Here is a 16,965-nt window from a genome sequence, read left to right as displayed (position 1 = left end):
TCCACCGTCCTTCTACTCTATCATAAAAATGCGTTTTCAGCATCTCGCTCTATGTAAAACCAGAAGTACAAATTTGCACTTCTGGTTTATTGTAATTTAGTCAGTTGACTCTGCTTTTTTCTTACTACGGTAGGATACAAACCATCCCCACAAAATAATCAGAATCATCACTCCCCAGAAAATGATTTTCCAAAGTGTTGATTCAGGGAAACTATGCGGGATTACGCCAAGACTTGGATGAGCTAGTGTATAAATAACTAACTTCACGCCTACCCAACCAACAATTAAAAAGGCAGCTGTTTCAAGACTTGGATAACTTTTCAGTAATTTAACAAATTGCGTTGCTGCAAAACGAATAATAATTAATCCGACTAAGCCGCCTAAGAACATAATCGCGAATTGCCCAGTATCAATTCCACCAATGTGACCCCACCCAGTTTCTGGAAGTGTAATCGCAAGTGCAACAGCAGCAAGCATCGAATCAATCGCAAAGGCAATATCGGCAATTTCTACTTTTAAAACGGTCATCCAAAAACCAGAACCTGCTTTTTCTTTCTTTTCTTTTTCTCCATCTTTACCTTTTGCATGCTTCCAAATATGGCTAATTGCAATATATAGTAAGTATGCGGCACCAAGCGCTTGAACTTGCCAAACGTTTGCCAAAAAGGAAATCAGGAATAGTGCACCAAAACGGAAGACAAAAGCTCCCATAAGACCATAAAATAACGCTTTTTTCTGTTGTTTGTCTGGAAGATGTTTGACCATAACCGCCATAACCACGGCGTTATCTGCTGCCAGAATCCCCTCAAGACCGATTAGGACAAGTAACACCCAACCGTATTCTAAAATCATTGCTGTATCCACTAATAAATTTCCTCCTTTATTCTATAAAAAATGTCAAAGATCTCCTAATTTAAAGAAACAAAAAAGCGAGACCTGCCCATAAAGGCAAAGGTCTCGCTAACATTTAAAAATTAAATGTGATAAAACCGATGATATCTCTATCATGTAATGACGACTTTATCCTGATTAAAAAGCTAATCAGCGCTACTCCCCTCTGACATTTGTCAAAGAACGATATATGATTACCTAGAAAATAATACCATAATTTAGAAGAGCTCGTCAACTATATATTCTCACAAACTTTTTAAACCGCTAAATCTTTGGCTTTTGTACTACTAGCGATTTTTATATTGTAAATTGTGAAAAGTGTCACACCGATAATACAAGTGAGGATTTCTGTTGCAGTTAACGACCAAATAACGCCAACTAAGCCAAAATAATGCTGTCCCAACATAATCACTGGAATAAAAATAATCCCTTGCGAAACAGACATAATCGTTGCTGGAATCGCTTTTCCAATTGCTTGGAACGTACTTGTGAAAAGACCAGTAAATCCACTAAATAAGGAAGAAATCAACATCGCAACCATAATGTGTACACCGAGTATAATCACACTTGGACTTTCACTAAATAAATGCATCACTTGAAAACGGAACAAAAATACCAAACTTGAAATAACTAAGACAATAAAGCCGATACTTATCGCTGTAAAACGAATTGCTTTCTCAAATCTAGCAATATTTCCTGCACTATAATTATAAGCTAACAGAGGAATTATCCCCATATAAAGCCCCATACAAATAAATTCAGGTAATTGTACGACGCGAAGTGCTACCCCAAAGCCAGCCACAACTCCCACTCCGTAACTAATCGAATAATAGTTTAAAATTAAGGTAGTTACAATTAGGAATAATGATAAAAGCAGTTCGGAAACGCCAATTTTAAATACATTGCTAATCATCTCTTTAGTAACCCGAAACCATTTAAACTGGATGGATAAATAAGCACTTTTTTTCTCTAAGTACCAAGCATAATAAACGAGCGAGAAAGCACTAGCTAAACCAACCGAAACTGCAGCTCCAACCACATTAAAATCAAAATATAAAATCAACAGCGGATCAAAAATCAAATTAACGATGGTACTAATAAACATTCCATTCATCGAAATTTTCGAGGCACCTTCCGCACGAACCACTTGCTCTAACGCAAAATTGGCAATTATAAACGGACTACAAATTAATAGTGCTAATGTATAATTTCTAGTGTGTAAAAAACTTGCTACATCTGCTCCAAGAAAGTGAGTTACTGGATTAATCATTAATCCTAATATGATTGCACAAATTATCCCAAGTGCCAAACTACCATAGAGTACAAATGCGGAAACCTGTTTTGCCTCGCTATTTGCTTTTTTACCAAGTAAGCGAGAAATATAAGTTCCCCCGCCTACACCAAACATATTTCCGATTGCCATTAAAATCGTAAACATCGGAAGTCCAAGTGTTACTGCTGTGAGCATGGATGTATCATGCAGCATCCCGATAAAAAAGGCATTAATTATATTATAAATAACTCCGACTGACATCCCAAGCATCATCGGGATAGATAAATGTGCGATTGCTTTTGGAATGCTCGCTTTTGTTAAATAAAATTCATCTGTTTGTTTCATGTTATTTCCTCCTATTAAATTAGTTAGAATTCTAACTATATAATTAAATTTTTTCAATCTGAATTATCATCAATTTTGCTAAGTAGTTCGAATAGCGTTTTATATTCCTCAGTTGATAATATTTTTTTTGCTTTATCATCTTCCCGTGGAAAGAACGCATTAAATTCATCTACAATCTGCTTCCCTTCCTTTGTTAATGTCACAACTTTTTCTCGACCGTCACGGAGACTCGGTTTGCGCGTGATTAACTTCTTTTTTTCCAACCCCTGAATCAAACTAGTAATGCTCGCACCTCGTGTTTGGAAGATTTTTTGAAGATCTTTTTGAATAATTTCATTCGCTCCGTTATCATTTAAAAACCCAAGTACTCTAGCCTGTTGTGCTGTCAATCCAAATTGAGCCACTTTGGCATCCATTTTGCGCTTTGATTTAATCATTATCGAGCGAATAATCGTATCCATCGTCTTCTCTCTTCTCATACATCTGCCTCCTTATTAATTAGAATTCTAACTAATTATAGCGCGATTATTAAAATTGTCAAGCAAAAAAACAACCTATTTGCTAAAAACAAATAGGTTGTAACTTTTATAGTAAAGAAGTTAATTCAATGTCTGGATTTTTATCATTAAACCAATTGATTGCAAACTCATTCTCAAATAAGAATAATGGTTGGTCGAAGCGATCTTTCACTAGCATACTTCTTGCAGTGGAAAGTTTTTCATCCGCATCCTCTTCTTTTACCCAACGAGCAATTTTCTTCCCGATTGGCTCCATCCGAATTTCCGAATTATACTCCCCTCGCATCCGATGTTCGAATACTTCAAATTGCAACTGACCAACAGCTCCAATGATATATTCTTCCGTACGCCAAGTTTTGAACAACTGTATGGCACCTTCTTGAACGAGTTGTTCGACACCTTTATGAAAATGCTTTTGTTTCATGACATTTTTCGCATAAACACGCATAAATAATTCTGGTGTGAATTGTGGTAGTTTCTCAAATTCTAATTTTTTGCTACCATTGGTAATTGTATCACCAATTTGATAATTCCCAGTATCATACAAGCCGATAATATCACCAGCTACTGCTCGATTAACAGTTTCCCGATCATCTGCCATAAACTGAGTAGAGTTAGCTAGCTTAATATTTTTTCCAGTTCGAGTCAACGTCACATTCATCCCACGCTCAAATTCCCCAGAACAAATCCGAATAAAAGCGATTCGATCACGGTGAGCTGGATTCATATTTGCTTGAATTTTGAAGATAAAACCTGAAAACTTCGGATTATCCGCTTCAATAATACCCTCATTTGATTCATGACTTGATGGAGATGGAGCAAAGTCAACAAAAGTCCGTAAGAATGTCTCTACTCCAAAATTAGTAAGCGCACTTCCAAAAAATACTGGCGTTTGCTCTCCTGAAATAATTCGTTCGCGACTAAAATCGTTACCCGCTTCATCTAATAGCATAATCTCTTCTAACGCTTGATCATAATAAAGTGATTTCTGAATAGCGTGCGGTTCTTTCAAATCACCATCTTCACCAAGAGGCAAGAAACGCTCTTCTTCTTCTGAACGATATTGCTCAATCACCCGGTGGTAGCGGTCATAAAGCCCAGCAAGCTCTTTACCCATACCAATCGGCCAGTTCATTGGATAAGATTCAATCCCTAGAACTTCTTCTAACTCAGCAAGTAATTCAAGTGGCATTTTCCCTTGACGGTCCATTTTGTTGATAAAAGTAAAAATAGGAATTCCGCGCATCCGACAAACTTTAAATAGTTTTAACGTTTGAGCTTCGATACCTTTTGCCGCATCAATAACCATTACCGCGCTATCCACGGCCATTAACGTCCGGTACGTATCTTCACTGAAATCGGAGTGCCCTGGTGTATCTAAAATATTAATTCTCGAACCATTATAATCAAATTGCATCACAGAACTCGTTACCGAGATACCACGTTGTTTTTCAATTTCCATCCAGTCACTTGTCGCAAACTTGCCAGATTTCTTTCCCTTTACCGTCCCAGCTGAACGAATAACGCCACCAAACAGTAATAGTTGCTCTGTAATAGTCGTTTTCCCAGCATCCGGGTGAGAAATAATCGCAAACGTTTTGCGTGAAGCAACTTCTTTTTGCAAATCTTGACTCATTGTTATTTTCCTCCTAGATTCATTCACATTCCATTAGTATAGCATAACTAGGAAGATTTCGGCTGTTTTTTTACCCAAAATTATTTTGTTTGTCGTTTCATTAGGAGAACAGATAAAATACCAAAAATGAGTGCAAATCCGATTAAAATCACTAAACACATGGCTATTGTTACGGTCTTATCACCCCAATAAATCGTTACACCAATCATTTCTTTTGTGGCTTTTAACGCTTCACTATTCCCTCCGAAAACTTGTTGAAGCGGTTCTTTCGTCATAATTTCACGAATACTTGATGCTCCATATGTAAACGGAAAACACTTCATAATAGTTTGAACAGCAGCTGGTAGTGATCCAATCGGCAAATAAATCCCCGCGATAAAACCGATAACTGTCCCAACAATAGTTGAAACAGAGCTAAAGGCACTCGCTTTTTTCACCAAACTAGCAATAAAAAACATGATACTGCTGCCACAAAAAACATTAATTAAAACAATCCCGATTAAACTTAGCCAACTATCTAAAGGCAAAATTGCGCCTCCTGTTAACCAAATATATGCTTCACCGACAACTAAAGTCACAAGGGAAATCAGAAAAGAAGCAACAATTCCACTAACGATATAACTAAACACAATTCGCCATCTAGAGGCAGGGGTAATCGCAAAACTTCTCGCAATACTTTGTTCCTCATCGTGAATTTTGATGGAAAATACTGCTAACGAGACAGTCACAGGAGTAATTGATAAAATACCAGCAATTACCCAAGTATCTACTAATTCGCCAACGCCTGTAGTTTGCTGTGCTGCTTGTTCAAACATTTGCTCCATATTATTTCCTAGAAAAATAGCATATAAACCAATAATAATTAAAACCGTAAGCATTGACATAAAAACAGCGGTACGATCCCGAAAATATAATTTTAGGTTGCGACTAATCATTGGAATCCTCCTTAATCATCGAGATAAATGCGTCATCAAGATTGCCTTTAATTACTTCAAAAGAACCATATAATTCATCCGTTTGGTTTAAAAGAGCCAAAATTCCGATATTTCCATCTATCATGTCGACTCGCATATTCCCTTTTGAGATTTGGAATGGTAACCCCACTTGTTGAATAATCGGTTGAAGTTTCGCGAAATCCACATCATAAAAGACAATTTTATCCACTGAAAAACGACTTCTTATTTCCGATGGCGTTCCTTGAGCAATGATTTCTCCTTTGTTAATAACCGCCAGTTGATCAGCATCTTTCGCTTCTTCTAAGTAATGCGTCGTTAAGAAAACCGTAATTCCAAATTGCTCCCGTAAATAATTGATAATGTTCCAAACGCTCACTCTTGTTTTCGGATCAAGTCCTGTTGTTGGTTCATCTAAGAGCAAAATTTCTGGTTCATGCATAATCGCTCTAGCAATTTCCGCCCGGCGCTTCTGTCCACCCGACAATTTCTCAAAACGGCGCTCCAAAATATCATCAATTCCCATAATAGAAGAAACCAGCTCAAGTCGCGCCGCAATTTCCGCTTTTGTCTTTCCATACAAACTTGCTCGATTATATAAATTTTCTTTGACCGTCAATAAATCATCCAAAACATTATCTTGAAAAACCACGCCTAGTTTTTGACGGAAAGCTTTTTTATTTTTAAAAGTTAATTTTTCATCGTCAATAAATATTTCACCAGATGTCGGTTCACTTTCTGTACAAATCATACTAATCGTTGTTGATTTACCTGCGCCATTTTCACCAAGAAACGCAAATAATTCTCCTTTTTCGACTTCTAAATTAATGCCTTTGACTGCTTCTACTTTTCCATAGTTTTTAACAAGCTTGGTTAATTTTATCATTTTTTCTCCTTTTTGCGCATTTCTGCTAATTTTTGATTAATTTCGTTGCTTACTTTCATATCTTGCAAATGGAAAAAAAGATGCATAAGGAGAAAAGTTAGAGCAACAAATCCGAAAATAATAATAAAGTTTATAAAAGAATCATACCAATCAAGTATCCAACCAATTCCTAAAATTGCACCTTCAATAAAAAGAAAATGAATGATTAGCCGACCATCAAAAGTTAGCTTTTTTTCTGCTGATTCTTTGAAAAGTAACTGTTGAACGATAATAACGGTAATACTAAAAATTAATAAAGCAAAAATATCTCGCGTGGATACTTCATCTGCTCTGCCAAAAGCAATATAAGAAAAACTCATCGTAATAATCGAACCCGTAAAAATAATTGATACCGATTGAATAAAACGAATTATCTTTTCTCTCATTTTTTTCTCCCTCCAATCTGCAATTTTTGTTTCAAAACTTTAGCATATTGCCTGGAAATAATCACTTTTTCTCCATTAAGTAATTTCGCTTCAAACCTGCCATTAAAACCTGAGGAGACTTTTTCAATCCATTCGATATTTAGAATCATTGACTTAGAACATCTAAAAAAAGTGCTTTCTTTAAATCTTTCTTCTAGTTCATATAATTTCCAATAAGTTTCATACACTTCTTTTTCTGTGTAAACAAAAATTTTGTTTTCCACTGCTTCAAAATATAAAATCTGGGTTTTTTCGAGCAAATAGGTAGCTGCATCTTTTTTTACAGAAATTTTCGCTTGTTTTTCTTCTAAATTTGAAATAGTATTGCTTAGTTCTGCCATATCACTTGGGTGGTAGTGTATCTCTACTTCACCAATCGTCATATCGCTGTCTTGTTTTAGACGAAATTTCATCTAGTCTCCTCCTCTCTATTACATTATAAATAGTCCACCACAAACTACAAGCTAATATTTGCAACTTGCAATTAATCCCCCTTAAGATGCAAAAAAACTCGGTATAATGACACTACCGAGTTTCTGTATATTATTTTACCTGTGCAACTAATGCTTCCACTTTGTCCTCAAAATCTTCTGGTTTCATTTTTGATGGGAAACGTTCGACAACCTCACCATTTTCATCAATTAAAAACTTAGCAAAGTTCCATTCTACTTTCTTTCCACCAGTTTGTTCCGTTAAATACTTATATAGTGGAGTAGCGTCTTTGCCTTTTACTTTGATTTTTGAAAACATTTGGAAGGTCACGCCATAATTCATTTGACAAAATTCCAAAATCTCCTCATCACTTGCTGGATCTTGGCGTAAAAATTGGTTGCACGGAAAACCTAGAATTTCAAAATTGTCCCCGCCAAGCTTTTTGTACATTGCCTCGAGTCCTTCTAGCTGAGGTGTTAAGCCACATTTACTTGCAGTGTTAACAATTAATAACACTTTACCTTTATAATCACTTAATGATATATCTTTTCCATTCATTGCTTTTTCAGAAAAATCGTGGACATTCATAAGTTATTCCTCCTATTTCAATATATTCGAAAACAAATATGCATAAACTAATTTTTCTGTATGATAAAGCGAATCCCGGTGCGTGCGTTCATAAGCGTGACTCGCATCAACTCCTGGGCCAATTAAACCATGAACGATATCATTTCCAGCATTGATTGCCGCACTGGCATCAGATGCATAGTAAGGATAAATATCTAATTTGTAATCAATATTATTCTTTTTAGCAAGTTCAACTAAGTGTTTCCGTAATCCTAAGTGATAAGGGCCGCTACCGTCTTTCGCGCAAATCGAAACTGTATATTCGTCTGATGTTTGTCCGTCTCCAAGCGCACCCATATCTACCGCTAAATATTCCACTGTTTCTGCCGGAATATTTGAGTTCCCTCCATAACCAATTTCTTCATTATTAGAAATTAAGAAATGTGTTGTATGCGGTAATTCTAGCTTCTTATCATTAATAAAGTGAATCAATTGTAATAAAATCGCGACACTTGCTTTATCATCTAAATGACGAGATTTAATGTATTCCTCATTAATAATTTGTGTTCTTGGATCAAATGAAACAAAATCTCCTACTTCAATTCCAAGTGCACGAACACTTTCTGCATCCAACGCTCGCACATCTAAACGAACTTCCATGTTTTTATCATTACGTTCTGCGGTTCCTGCGTCTTTATATACATGAACGGAGGTTTGATGCATTAGAATGGTGCCACTGTACAAATCACCATCGCTTGTTTCAATCGTACAATATTCACCTTCAATTGCGTTAAAACGATATCCTCCAATCAAACTTAAAAGTAATCTTCCGTCTGATTTAATTTCCTTTACCATTGCACCAAGCGTATCCACATGGGCAGTTAACATTCGATGTTTTGTAGTGTCTTTACCAGGAAGTGTGACAATCAAACCACCCTTATTATTTAATTTATACGGAATATTAGCAGTATCTAAATCCTTCGCAATCGTTTCAATAATTTTCCCTGTATTACCTGTCGGGCTTGGGATAGATGTTAATTGTTTGATTTTTTGCATTGTTTTGTTTGTATTTGGTTCGTAACTCAAAAAAAATCCTCCTTTTTAGTTCACTTTTATCTATTTCATTATAGCGCTTATCTGTTTGAAGTGCATTTCTTAGGATTAAGTTTTTTTCCAATTTACTTCTTTTCTATGCTATAATTCGGTAGACGAAAAGGGAGGGAATTTTTTGGAACAAACAAAAGTGAAAGCCGTTACCATCGCCGTATTTGTTGCCACATTTATGGCAGCTATTGAAGGTACCATCGTGAGCACCGCGATGCCAACGATTGTAAGTCAGTTGGACGGTATAGAGTTAATGAACTGGATTTTTTCTGTTTATTTGCTGACATCGGCAGTGACGGTTCCGATTTACGGAAAACTGTCTGATTTATATGGACGAAAAAATATTTTTGTGATTGCGACAATTATTTTTATCATTGGTTCATCGCTTTGTGGATTTGCACAAAATATGGAACAATTAATTATTTTTCGCGCAATTCAAGGTATTGGTGCAGGAGGTATCTTACCTTCAACAATGACAATTATCGCCGACGTGTATCCATTTGAAAAAAGGGCAAAAGTGCTTGGGTTTATGGGTTCTGCTTGGGGTATTGCCGGAGTATTTGGACCACTTGTTGGTGGATTCTTAGTGGATCAACTTTCTTGGCACTGGATATTCTTTATCAATGTACCTATTGGACTTTTGACTATCGTACTCGTTTTACTATACTTACGTGAAAGTGTCGAGCATGTGAAACTACCGATTGATTATCTCGGAGCTTCACTATTTACGGTGGCGTTACTCGGATTATTATTTGCATTACAGCGAGCTGGTGAATCACTCAACTGGACAGAACCGCTCGTTATCATCTTGTTTGTTGTTTCTATTTTATTATTTATTGCTTTTTATTTTGTGGAAAAGCGGGCCAAAGATCCGATTATGCCATTTGTTTTATTTAAGAATCCAGTCGTTTTAATTGGTAACTTAATCGGGTTCTTAATTAGTGCCTTCTTGATTGGAATTAATGTTTATATTCCGATGTGGGCACAAGGAATGCTTGGACATGGCGCAACCATTGCTGGCTTTATGCTTGCACCACTATCAGTTACCTGGATTATAGGTTCTTTCATCGGTGGAAAACTATTAATGACACTTGGAAATCGCCACACTGTAGGTATTGGTGTATTGATTACCGCTATGAGTGGACTGATACTCGCTCTATTCCCTGCTACAACTAATGATATTTTCTTCTATTTAAATAGTGCATTTATGGGATTTGGCTTCGGAATTATTTTTACAACAACCACTGTTACTGTGCAAGATGCAGTTCCAAACTTTCAAACTGGAATTGCCACTGCATCAAATACGCTTTTTAGAACAGTTGGACAAACAATTGGTGTAGCAGTATTCGGGACAATTTTCAACTCTGTACTGACAAGCCAATTCCGCGAAGCTGCTGGTAGTGAAGTGAATCGAAGCAATTTAAACCAACTAATTAGCCCACAAACTTCTGGAAATGTTAGCGCTGACCTTGTTGGACCACTTCGAGACATTTTATATAGTGGACTTCATATGGTGTTCTGGGTAATGTTCGCTTGCTGTATTGTTAGTTATATTTTACATTTCATCTTACCAAAAAAACATATTTCTGGTTAAAAATAAAAACAGGATTGACTCATCATTTTGAGTCAATCCTGTTTCTTGTTATTTTACTTTATAAATCCAATTTTCCGGAGCTTCTATATCTCCAAATTGAATTCCAGAAAGTTCATCGAATAACCTTTTAGTTACCGGACCTACCTCTGTTTCACTGTAGAAAACGTGGAAATCATCTTTCGTTTGAATTCCGCCAATTGGTGTAATAACAGCAGCTGTCCCGCATGCTCCAGCCTCTTTGAAGTCATCTAGTTTATCAATAAATACATCGCCTTCCTCTACTTCAAGTCCCAAACGATGCTCTGCAAGATAAAGCAATGAATATTTTGTAATACTTGGTAGAATCGAAGGAGAATATGGTGTGATAAATTTATTCTCTTTTGTAATACCAAAGAAATTTGCTGCTCCTACTTCTTCAATTTTCGTATGTGTTGCAGGATCAAGATAAATACAATCACCAAATTTACGAGCTTGTGCATTTTTCCCTGGCAACAAACTAGCCGCATAGTTCCCACCAACTTTTGCTGCACCTGTTCCATTTGGAGCGGCACGGTCATAATCAGAAACAATAAAGTTCGTCGGAGCCATGCCACCTTTGAAATAGGGTCCTACTGGTGAACAAAAAATCGAGAAAATATATTCCGGTGCCGCATGAACTCCAATATTATCTCCCACACCGATAACAAAAGGACGTAAATAAAGTGTTGCTCCTGAACCATATGGTGGTACAAACGCTTCATTTGCCTTCACTACTTGCATACAAGCATCAATAAATTTTTCTGTTGGGATATATGGCATTAATAAACGCTCACAGCTTTTTTGAATTCGAGCAGCATTACGATCTGGGCGGAAAAGATTAATCGAACCATCCTTGCAACGATAAGCTTTTAAACCTTCAAAACATTGTTGTCCGTAATGAAGCGCTGTCGAACCTTCACTAATATGTAGTGTATTATCTTCCGTTAACGTACCTTCGTCCCATTCTCCGTCTTTCCAATAAGAAATGTAACGTTTGTCTGTTTTAATATAACTAAATCCTAAATTGCTCCAGTCAATATCTTTACTCATTCAAAATCCCCACTTTCTATCGTTAAAACTGAATTATTGTACGTTCCAGTATAGCATATTAAACAGTAATATTGCAGTGATGATATAATAAAAGAAAAAATTTTTCCATAAATAGGCAAAATGTTCTTTCTTTTTATCAGATTCATGCTAAAATAGAGTAACTTTTCAAAAAACAATCCACTTAGAAGGAATGATTTCAAGAAAGGAGAGAATGAAAATGACAGCTCACAAAATGTTCGATGAGAAATTTTATAGTAAAACACTAGGAGAGGATCTTGACTTAATTATTTGCTTACCACCAGATTTTTCTCCACTGTACAAATACCCACTTTTTATCGTACAAGACGGCAAAGATTATTTTCAATTCGGAAAATTAGCTCGACAATCAGAAGAACTCGCGCTAACTGAACAAATTCAAAAGGCCATTTTCATTGGTATTCCTTACAAAAATGTAATGGATCGTCGGGAAAAATATCACCCGGATGGGAAACAAAATGATGCCTATATAAGGTTCTTAGCATTTGAACTCGTTCCTTATCTTGAAAAACGCTTTCCTTCTTTCCAAATGCCAACTAGCAGGTTCCTGATGGGGGATTCACTAGGCGCATCTGTCTCATTAAAAGCTGCCCTCTTATTCCCTTTCACTTTCGGTAATGTGATTTTACATTCTCCTTATGTAGATGAGGCAATGCTAACGCTAGCCGAAAAAGTAGATCCTTCCAAAGTAAAAATTTATCATATTATTGGTGACCAAGAAACCGCTGTCGAAACAACAGGCAATGAAGTACTTGATTTTCTTTCACCGAATAAATCATTAGAACAAATTTTGACCTCACGAGGGTTTGATTATTATTTCCAGGTATTTAATGGCGATCATCGCTGGAAATACTGGCAGCCTTTCATCAAAGAATCACTTCAATTTATGCTTCCAGTGAATACATTTGACTTAGAAAGCATGCGTGCATAAGAAGGGACGAAACAAATTGACAGTAAAGAAAGTAACAGACGAAATCGGTAAACAAGCCGCCTTAAAAATTAGAAATGATGTTTTTGTTATTGAGCAACAGGTTGATCCAGCGCTAGAATGGGACGAATTTGATGAAATGGATTCCGTTGTCATGTTTGTTGATTATTCAGACGATGGCATTCCCCTTGCAACAGGTAGATTTCGCGAGCAAGATGGGTACGGTAAAGTAGAACGCATTTGCACACAAAAAATGGCTCGTGGTACTGGTAGTGGACGTCGAATTATGGAAGCAATCGAACTAGAAGCAAGAAAGCATGGTTTAACAAAGCTAAAACTCGGCGCCCAGTTAACAGCCATCCCCTTTTACGAAAAGCTCGGCTACGAAACTTGTTCTGATGTTTTTCTAGATGCGAATATCGAGCATAAAGAAATGAAAAAAATATTATCATAAAAATAGCTATTTCTTCTATAATAGAAGAAATAACTATTTTTTTTTGACTTCTATCTCGCCATTTTCTCTCCCACAAATAACAATGTCTACATAATTTAAAAATAACCCCTGCTCTACTACACCTGGAATTTGCATTAATCTTTCTTGCCACTTTATAAGATTAGAAAAAGTTTGATTGATAACATCTAAAATATAATTACCGTTATTAGTTTGATAAATTTCATCATCGTCTTGTTTACGCAATTTAGTTTGAACTCCTTGTTTTTCAAGAATTCGTTTGACTTGTTTCCATCCAAATGGAATTACTTCTAGTGGCAAGGGAAACTTTCCAAGCGTCGGTACCAGCTTATCTTCACCAACTACCCAAATATTCAACAAACTAGCTTCTGCGACCATTTTTTCACGTAAAAGCGCCCCTCCGCCGCCTTTTATCCCTTGAAATTTCCCATCTACCTCATCTGCCCCATCAATCGTTACATCTATTTCTAGTACATCATTTAACGATTTCAAAGGAATTTTCCATTTTCTAGCCTGCTCCGCTGTTTGTTCAGAGGTAGCAACACCAGTAATGTTTAAACCAGCTTGTACCATTTCACCTAATTTCTCAATCGTATAATAAACCGTACTTCCGGTCCCAAGTCCAACCACCATACCAGGTTTAATCCATTCACAGGCTTTTTCTCCAGCAATTTTTTTCTGATTCATCATTTCCTCTCCATTCCTTACAGAAAAGCACTTAATTATCCATATTTTTATTATACGCTTACTTTTTTCAAACTCAAAATAAGTAAATTATTTCAACCTTACAAAAATGTAATTAGACATTTTGAGTCAAATGTATTACAGTAAATTAAGTATTAAGGACTTAATTTTAACATTTGTTACACAAATGAAATAATAATGAGGTGGATTTATGAATAAAATAAAACTATTTCTGCATCATCCGGCAACTATTTTTACTTTAAAGACTTGTTTCTATTTTGCAATATTGCTTGGATTACTATGGTTTTATGGCTTCAAAAACCCTGAAGGTGCTAAATTTATTTACAATGAATTTTAAAAAAGAAAGGACGGTTTAAGAATGGGAATATCAATAATGACGACAAGTATTATAGAGAGAATTGATGCATGGGCAGAAAAGACACCAGATTTCCCTTGCTATGAATACGCTGGAACACGTCTTTCCTATAGAGAATTGAAGCGCCAATCCGATGCGCTTGGTTCCTTTTTACTTGAAAATATAACAACGGATAAAGAAAAACCTGTTATCGTTTACGGACATATGTCACCACTAATGATTATCTCATTTTTAGGTGCTATCAAATCAGGTCGAGCTTATGTACCAGTTGATGTCTCGATGCCTGTTGAACGAATCGAACAAATCAAAAAAGCAGCAGGCCCAGCGCTATTCATTTGTACAGAAGAATTACCAAGTGGCTTGACTATTACCGATTGCCCAGTTTTAAACACCGAAAAATTAGTAGATTCTTTACAAAACCACTTAGATAAAGTGCCTGATCCAGAAGAATGTGTGAAAAATGATGATAATTACTATATTATTTACACATCTGGAAGCACAGGAAATCCAAAAGGCGTTCAAATTAGTCAAAATAATCTAGTAAGTTTTAGCAACTGGATATTACAAGATTTTTCATTAAATCCAGGACTTCGCTTTTTAAATCAAGCACCGTATTCGTTTGATTTATCCGTAATGGATTTATATCCGTGTTTACTTTCAGGAGGAACACTTGTACCACTTGACAAAACGATAACTGCTAATCTGAAAGACTTATACCATGAAATTCCAGCGCAAAACTTGAATGTATGGGTTTCTACTCCGTCCTTTGCAGACTTATGTTTACTCGATTCGAGTTTCAATCAAGAAAACAATCCGAATTTAAGCCGCTTTTTATTCTGTGGTGAAGTACTTGCAAAAAAAACTGCCTATGAACTTCTAGACCGCTTTCCAGATGCAGTGATTTACAACACGTATGGACCTACAGAAGCAACCGTTGCTGTGACCCAAGTGAAAATCACACGGGCGCTTTTAGATGCTTATCCGAGCTTACCACTTGGCGTCATTAAACCTGATATGAGGCTCCACATTGTTGATCAAGAAACTGGTGAAGTAGTTCCAGATGGTCAAAAAGGAGAAATCATCCTTATTGGCGCAAGTGTTTCTAAAGGCTATTTAAATGAACCAGAAAAAACGGACCAAGTATTCTTTGATTATAAAGGTTATCAAGCTTATCACACAGGCGATTCAGGTTTAATAAAAGACGGTTATCTCTTTTTCCAAGGACGGCTCGATTTCCAAATTAAGCTGCATGGTTATCGAATTGAATTGGAAGATATTGAAAACAATCTAAAGAAGGTAAGTTTAATTAAAAACTGCGCGATTATTCCTAAAATGAAAAACGAAAAAGTAGAAATGTTGGTCGCTCAGGTCATTCCTACTCCTAACAATTTCGAAAAAGAATACCAGCTAAGTGCAGCTATCAAAAAAGAACTAAAAGAATTTATGCCAGCATATATGATCCCAAGGAAATGGATTTACAAGACAGAATTCCCCCTTACAATGAATGGCAAAATTGATCGTAAAATGCTGCATAACGAGGTTAACAAGTGAGCACACCATACGGTACAATTCTTTATTTTGGTGTACTTCTCTTATTTTTATTTCCTATCATTGTAGCTGGTTTGTTAGGAAAGAGATTACCGATTTATAATGCTTTTGTCACACTTGTATTTTTATACTTTTTATTCTCAGCAAGTACAGTCCAAGCTATTACATTCATTTTCTTCGTCTTTTGGCAACTTGCACTTGTTCGACTTTACTTTCATTACCGGCAAGAACGAAAGATGAATCATGGCGGCGTATTCATTATCGCTGTAATCCTCTCGATTCTTCCATTAATTGTATCGAAAGTCGTACCAATTTTAGGGGATCATGTTACAATGGTTGGTTTCCTAGGAATATCGTACTTAACTTTTAAAGCAGCACAAATGATTATTGAAATACGCGATAACTTAATTAAGCAGTACAACGCATGGGATTTTGTCAATTTCTTACTATTCTTCCCAACTATTTCATCAGGTCCAATTGATCGTTTCCGCCGCTTCAAAAAAGATGTCGATAATCCACCTAGTAAAGAAGCATATTTAGCTTTACTTAATCGAGGAATATTCCTTATTTTCCTTGGATTTCTCTATAAATTCATCATTGCTTACTTGGTGAATAAACATTTCGTTGTTCCCCTAGACTTTGCAATTACACATCATATTGACACAAATTTAAGTTTATTCGGTTATATGTATGCTTATAGTATGTATCTATTCTTTGACTTTGCTGGCTACAGTGCCTTTGCAGTCGGAGTTAGTTACTTGTTGGGTATTCAAACACCAATGAACTTTAACAAACCATTTGCAGCACGAAATATTAAAGAGTTTTGGAATCGTTGGCATATGACGCTTTCTTTCTGGTTCCGAGATTATGTATTCATGCGATTTGTCTTTTGGATAACTAAAAAGAAATGGTTTAAAAGTAAATTTACTGTCGCCTACTTAGCCTATTTTGTTAACTTTTTCATCATGGGTGTGTGGCACGGTCTTCACTGGTATTACATCGTTTACGGCCTTTATCAAGCAACTCTAATTGTTGGATTTGACCTTTTCGAAAGATTCAATAAGAAACATAAAATTTATCCGAAAAATAAGGTGACTTATGTAATTAGTGTCATTATTACGTTCCATTTTGTTTGTTTCGGATTCCTGATATTCTCAGGTATTTTAGATAAAATTAATTTTTAAAACTAA

18 protein-coding genes and 1 riboswitch are annotated in these 16,965 nt (G+C 36.0%); of the genes, 6 read left to right on the top strand and 12 right to left on the bottom strand.

What is annotated here, in order from left to right:
* Positions 1-96: 96 nt before the first annotated feature.
* The 10 genes from JL53_RS05695 to JL53_RS05650 form a co-directional block, all read right to left on the bottom strand.
* Entirely contained in the window at positions 97-864 is a 768-nt protein-coding gene (locus JL53_RS05695; protein ID WP_003719207.1) for a MeeY/MeeF family manganese export membrane protein, read from the bottom strand.
* 98 nt (positions 865-962) lie between these two features.
* A riboswitch (yybP-ykoY riboswitch) is annotated at positions 963-1,068 on the bottom strand.
* Between the two features lie 79 nt (positions 1,069-1,147).
* A complete protein-coding gene (locus JL53_RS05690) occupies positions 1,148-2,509 on the bottom strand; it encodes an MATE family efflux transporter (RefSeq protein ID WP_003719206.1) in 1,362 nt (453 codons plus the stop codon).
* A 53-nt stretch (positions 2,510-2,562) separates the two neighbouring features.
* Positions 2,563-2,988, bottom strand: a complete 426-nt coding sequence (locus tag JL53_RS05685) for a MarR family winged helix-turn-helix transcriptional regulator (protein WP_038407028.1) — start codon at positions 2,986-2,988, stop codon at positions 2,563-2,565.
* 106 nt (positions 2,989-3,094) lie between these two features.
* Positions 3,095-4,663: a peptide chain release factor 3 gene (locus JL53_RS05680; RefSeq protein ID WP_038407026.1), complete on the bottom strand. Its 1,569-nt coding sequence runs from the start codon at positions 4,661-4,663 to the stop codon at positions 3,095-3,097.
* An 80-nt stretch (positions 4,664-4,743) separates the two neighbouring features.
* Positions 4,744-5,598 carry an ABC transporter permease gene (locus JL53_RS05675; protein ID WP_038407025.1) on the bottom strand — a complete coding sequence of 285 codons (855 nt, stop codon included), beginning with the start codon at positions 5,596-5,598 and terminating at the stop codon, positions 4,744-4,746.
* On the bottom strand, positions 5,591-6,502 hold the full coding sequence (locus JL53_RS05670; RefSeq protein WP_038407024.1) for an ABC transporter ATP-binding protein: 912 nt from the start codon (positions 6,500-6,502) through the stop codon (positions 5,591-5,593). Before JL53_RS05670 ends, JL53_RS05675 begins: the two co-directional genes overlap by 8 nt.
* A complete protein-coding gene (locus JL53_RS05665; RefSeq protein WP_038407023.1) occupies positions 6,499-6,927 on the bottom strand; it encodes a DUF3021 family protein in 429 nt (142 codons plus the stop codon). The genes JL53_RS05670 and JL53_RS05665 overlap by 4 nt, the downstream gene beginning before the upstream one ends.
* The gene (locus JL53_RS05660) at positions 6,924-7,379 is read right to left on the bottom strand and encodes a LytTR family DNA-binding domain-containing protein (protein WP_038407022.1); all 456 of its coding nucleotides are present in this window, start codon (positions 7,377-7,379) and stop codon (positions 6,924-6,926) included. Before JL53_RS05660 ends, JL53_RS05665 begins: the two co-directional genes overlap by 4 nt.
* 130 nt (positions 7,380-7,509) lie before the next feature.
* Positions 7,510-7,986, bottom strand: coding sequence for a glutathione peroxidase (locus JL53_RS05655; protein WP_038407021.1), 477 nt, complete (start codon positions 7,984-7,986; stop codon positions 7,510-7,512).
* A 12-nt stretch (positions 7,987-7,998) separates the two neighbouring features.
* Positions 7,999-9,051 (bottom strand): M42 family metallopeptidase, encoded by a 1,053-nt coding sequence (locus JL53_RS05650; RefSeq protein ID WP_038407020.1) that lies wholly within the window; start codon positions 9,049-9,051, stop codon positions 7,999-8,001.
* 142 nt (positions 9,052-9,193) lie between these two features.
* Here JL53_RS05650 and JL53_RS05645 point away from each other — a divergent pair, with 142 nt between their 5' ends.
* Positions 9,194-10,663 carry an LM6179_1298 family efflux MFS transporter gene (locus tag JL53_RS05645; protein ID WP_038407019.1) on the top strand — a complete coding sequence of 490 codons (1,470 nt, stop codon included), beginning with the start codon at positions 9,194-9,196 and terminating at the stop codon, positions 10,661-10,663.
* A 48-nt stretch (positions 10,664-10,711) separates the two neighbouring features.
* On the opposite strand, the gene JL53_RS05640 is transcribed toward JL53_RS05645, so the two are convergent.
* Positions 10,712-11,731 (bottom strand): branched-chain amino acid aminotransferase, encoded by a 1,020-nt coding sequence (locus tag JL53_RS05640; RefSeq protein WP_003719192.1) that lies wholly within the window; start codon positions 11,729-11,731, stop codon positions 10,712-10,714.
* 217 nt (positions 11,732-11,948) lie between these two features.
* Between JL53_RS05640 and JL53_RS05635 the strand changes: the two genes are divergently transcribed.
* Positions 11,949-12,698: an alpha/beta hydrolase gene (locus tag JL53_RS05635; RefSeq protein WP_038407017.1), complete on the top strand. Its 750-nt coding sequence runs from the start codon at positions 11,949-11,951 to the stop codon at positions 12,696-12,698.
* Between the two features lie 16 nt (positions 12,699-12,714).
* A complete protein-coding gene (locus JL53_RS05630) occupies positions 12,715-13,149 on the top strand; it encodes a GNAT family N-acetyltransferase (protein WP_003719189.1) in 435 nt (144 codons plus the stop codon).
* 33 nt (positions 13,150-13,182) lie between these two features.
* Here the strand turns inward: JL53_RS05630 and rpiA are convergent, their stop codons facing one another.
* Complete coding sequence (gene rpiA / locus JL53_RS05625; RefSeq protein WP_038407016.1) at positions 13,183-13,857, bottom strand: ribose-5-phosphate isomerase RpiA; 675 nt, start codon at positions 13,855-13,857, stop codon at positions 13,183-13,185.
* Positions 13,858-14,062: 205 nt separating this feature from the next.
* Here rpiA and JL53_RS05620 point away from each other — a divergent pair, with 205 nt between their 5' ends.
* From JL53_RS05620 to dltB, 3 genes are read left to right on the top strand one after another with little or no spacing between them, the layout of a single operon-like run.
* Positions 14,063-14,209: a teichoic acid D-Ala incorporation-associated protein DltX gene (locus tag JL53_RS05620; protein WP_025279844.1), complete on the top strand. Its 147-nt coding sequence runs from the start codon at positions 14,063-14,065 to the stop codon at positions 14,207-14,209.
* 36 nt (positions 14,210-14,245) lie between these two features.
* Positions 14,246-15,778: a D-alanine--poly(phosphoribitol) ligase subunit DltA gene (dltA, locus tag JL53_RS05615; protein WP_003719186.1), complete on the top strand. Its 1,533-nt coding sequence runs from the start codon at positions 14,246-14,248 to the stop codon at positions 15,776-15,778.
* On the top strand, positions 15,775-16,959 hold the full coding sequence (dltB, locus tag JL53_RS05610) for a D-alanyl-lipoteichoic acid biosynthesis protein DltB (RefSeq protein WP_038407015.1): 1,185 nt from the start codon (positions 15,775-15,777) through the stop codon (positions 16,957-16,959). Before dltA ends, dltB begins: the two co-directional genes overlap by 4 nt.
* The last annotated feature ends 6 nt before the right edge of the window (positions 16,960-16,965 follow it).

The organism is Listeria ivanovii subsp. londoniensis, from assembly GCF_000763495.1.
GTDB lineage: Bacteria > Bacillota > Bacilli > Lactobacillales > Listeriaceae > Listeria > Listeria londoniensis.
The sequence above is the reverse complement of the archived record's forward strand: the minus strand, read 5'-3'. Positions and strand labels throughout refer to the sequence as shown.

Excerpts from the sequence above, each read along its gene's own strand:
- JL53_RS05635 (WP_038407017.1), top strand. The coding sequence starts at position 11,949 with ATGACAGCTCACAAAATGTTCGATGAGAAATTTTATAGTAAAACACTA.
- dltA (WP_003719186.1), top strand. The coding sequence starts at position 14,246 with ATGACGACAAGTATTATAGAGAGAATTGATGCATGGGCAGAAAAGACA.
- JL53_RS05655 (WP_038407021.1), bottom strand. The coding sequence starts at position 7,986 with ATGAATGTCCACGATTTTTCTGAAAAAGCAATGAATGGAAAAGATATA.
- JL53_RS05620 (WP_025279844.1), top strand. The coding sequence starts at position 14,063 with ATGAATAAAATAAAACTATTTCTGCATCATCCGGCAACTATTTTTACT.
- JL53_RS05680 (WP_038407026.1), bottom strand. The coding sequence starts at position 4,663 with ATGAGTCAAGATTTGCAAAAAGAAGTTGCTTCACGCAAAACGTTTGCG.
- JL53_RS05665 (WP_038407023.1), bottom strand. The coding sequence starts at position 6,927 with ATGAGAGAAAAGATAATTCGTTTTATTCAATCGGTATCAATTATTTTT.
- JL53_RS05685 (WP_038407028.1), bottom strand. The coding sequence starts at position 2,988 with ATGAGAAGAGAGAAGACGATGGATACGATTATTCGCTCGATAATGATT.
- JL53_RS05660 (WP_038407022.1), bottom strand. The coding sequence starts at position 7,379 with ATGAAATTTCGTCTAAAACAAGACAGCGATATGACGATTGGTGAAGTA.
- JL53_RS05670 (WP_038407024.1), bottom strand. The coding sequence starts at position 6,502 with ATGATAAAATTAACCAAGCTTGTTAAAAACTATGGAAAAGTAGAAGCA.
- JL53_RS05640 (WP_003719192.1), bottom strand. The coding sequence starts at position 11,731 with ATGAGTAAAGATATTGACTGGAGCAATTTAGGATTTAGTTATATTAAA.
- rpiA (WP_038407016.1), bottom strand. The coding sequence starts at position 13,857 with ATGATGAATCAGAAAAAAATTGCTGGAGAAAAAGCCTGTGAATGGATT.
- JL53_RS05690 (WP_003719206.1), bottom strand. The coding sequence starts at position 2,509 with ATGAAACAAACAGATGAATTTTATTTAACAAAAGCGAGCATTCCAAAA.
- JL53_RS05675 (WP_038407025.1), bottom strand. The coding sequence starts at position 5,598 with ATGATTAGTCGCAACCTAAAATTATATTTTCGGGATCGTACCGCTGTT.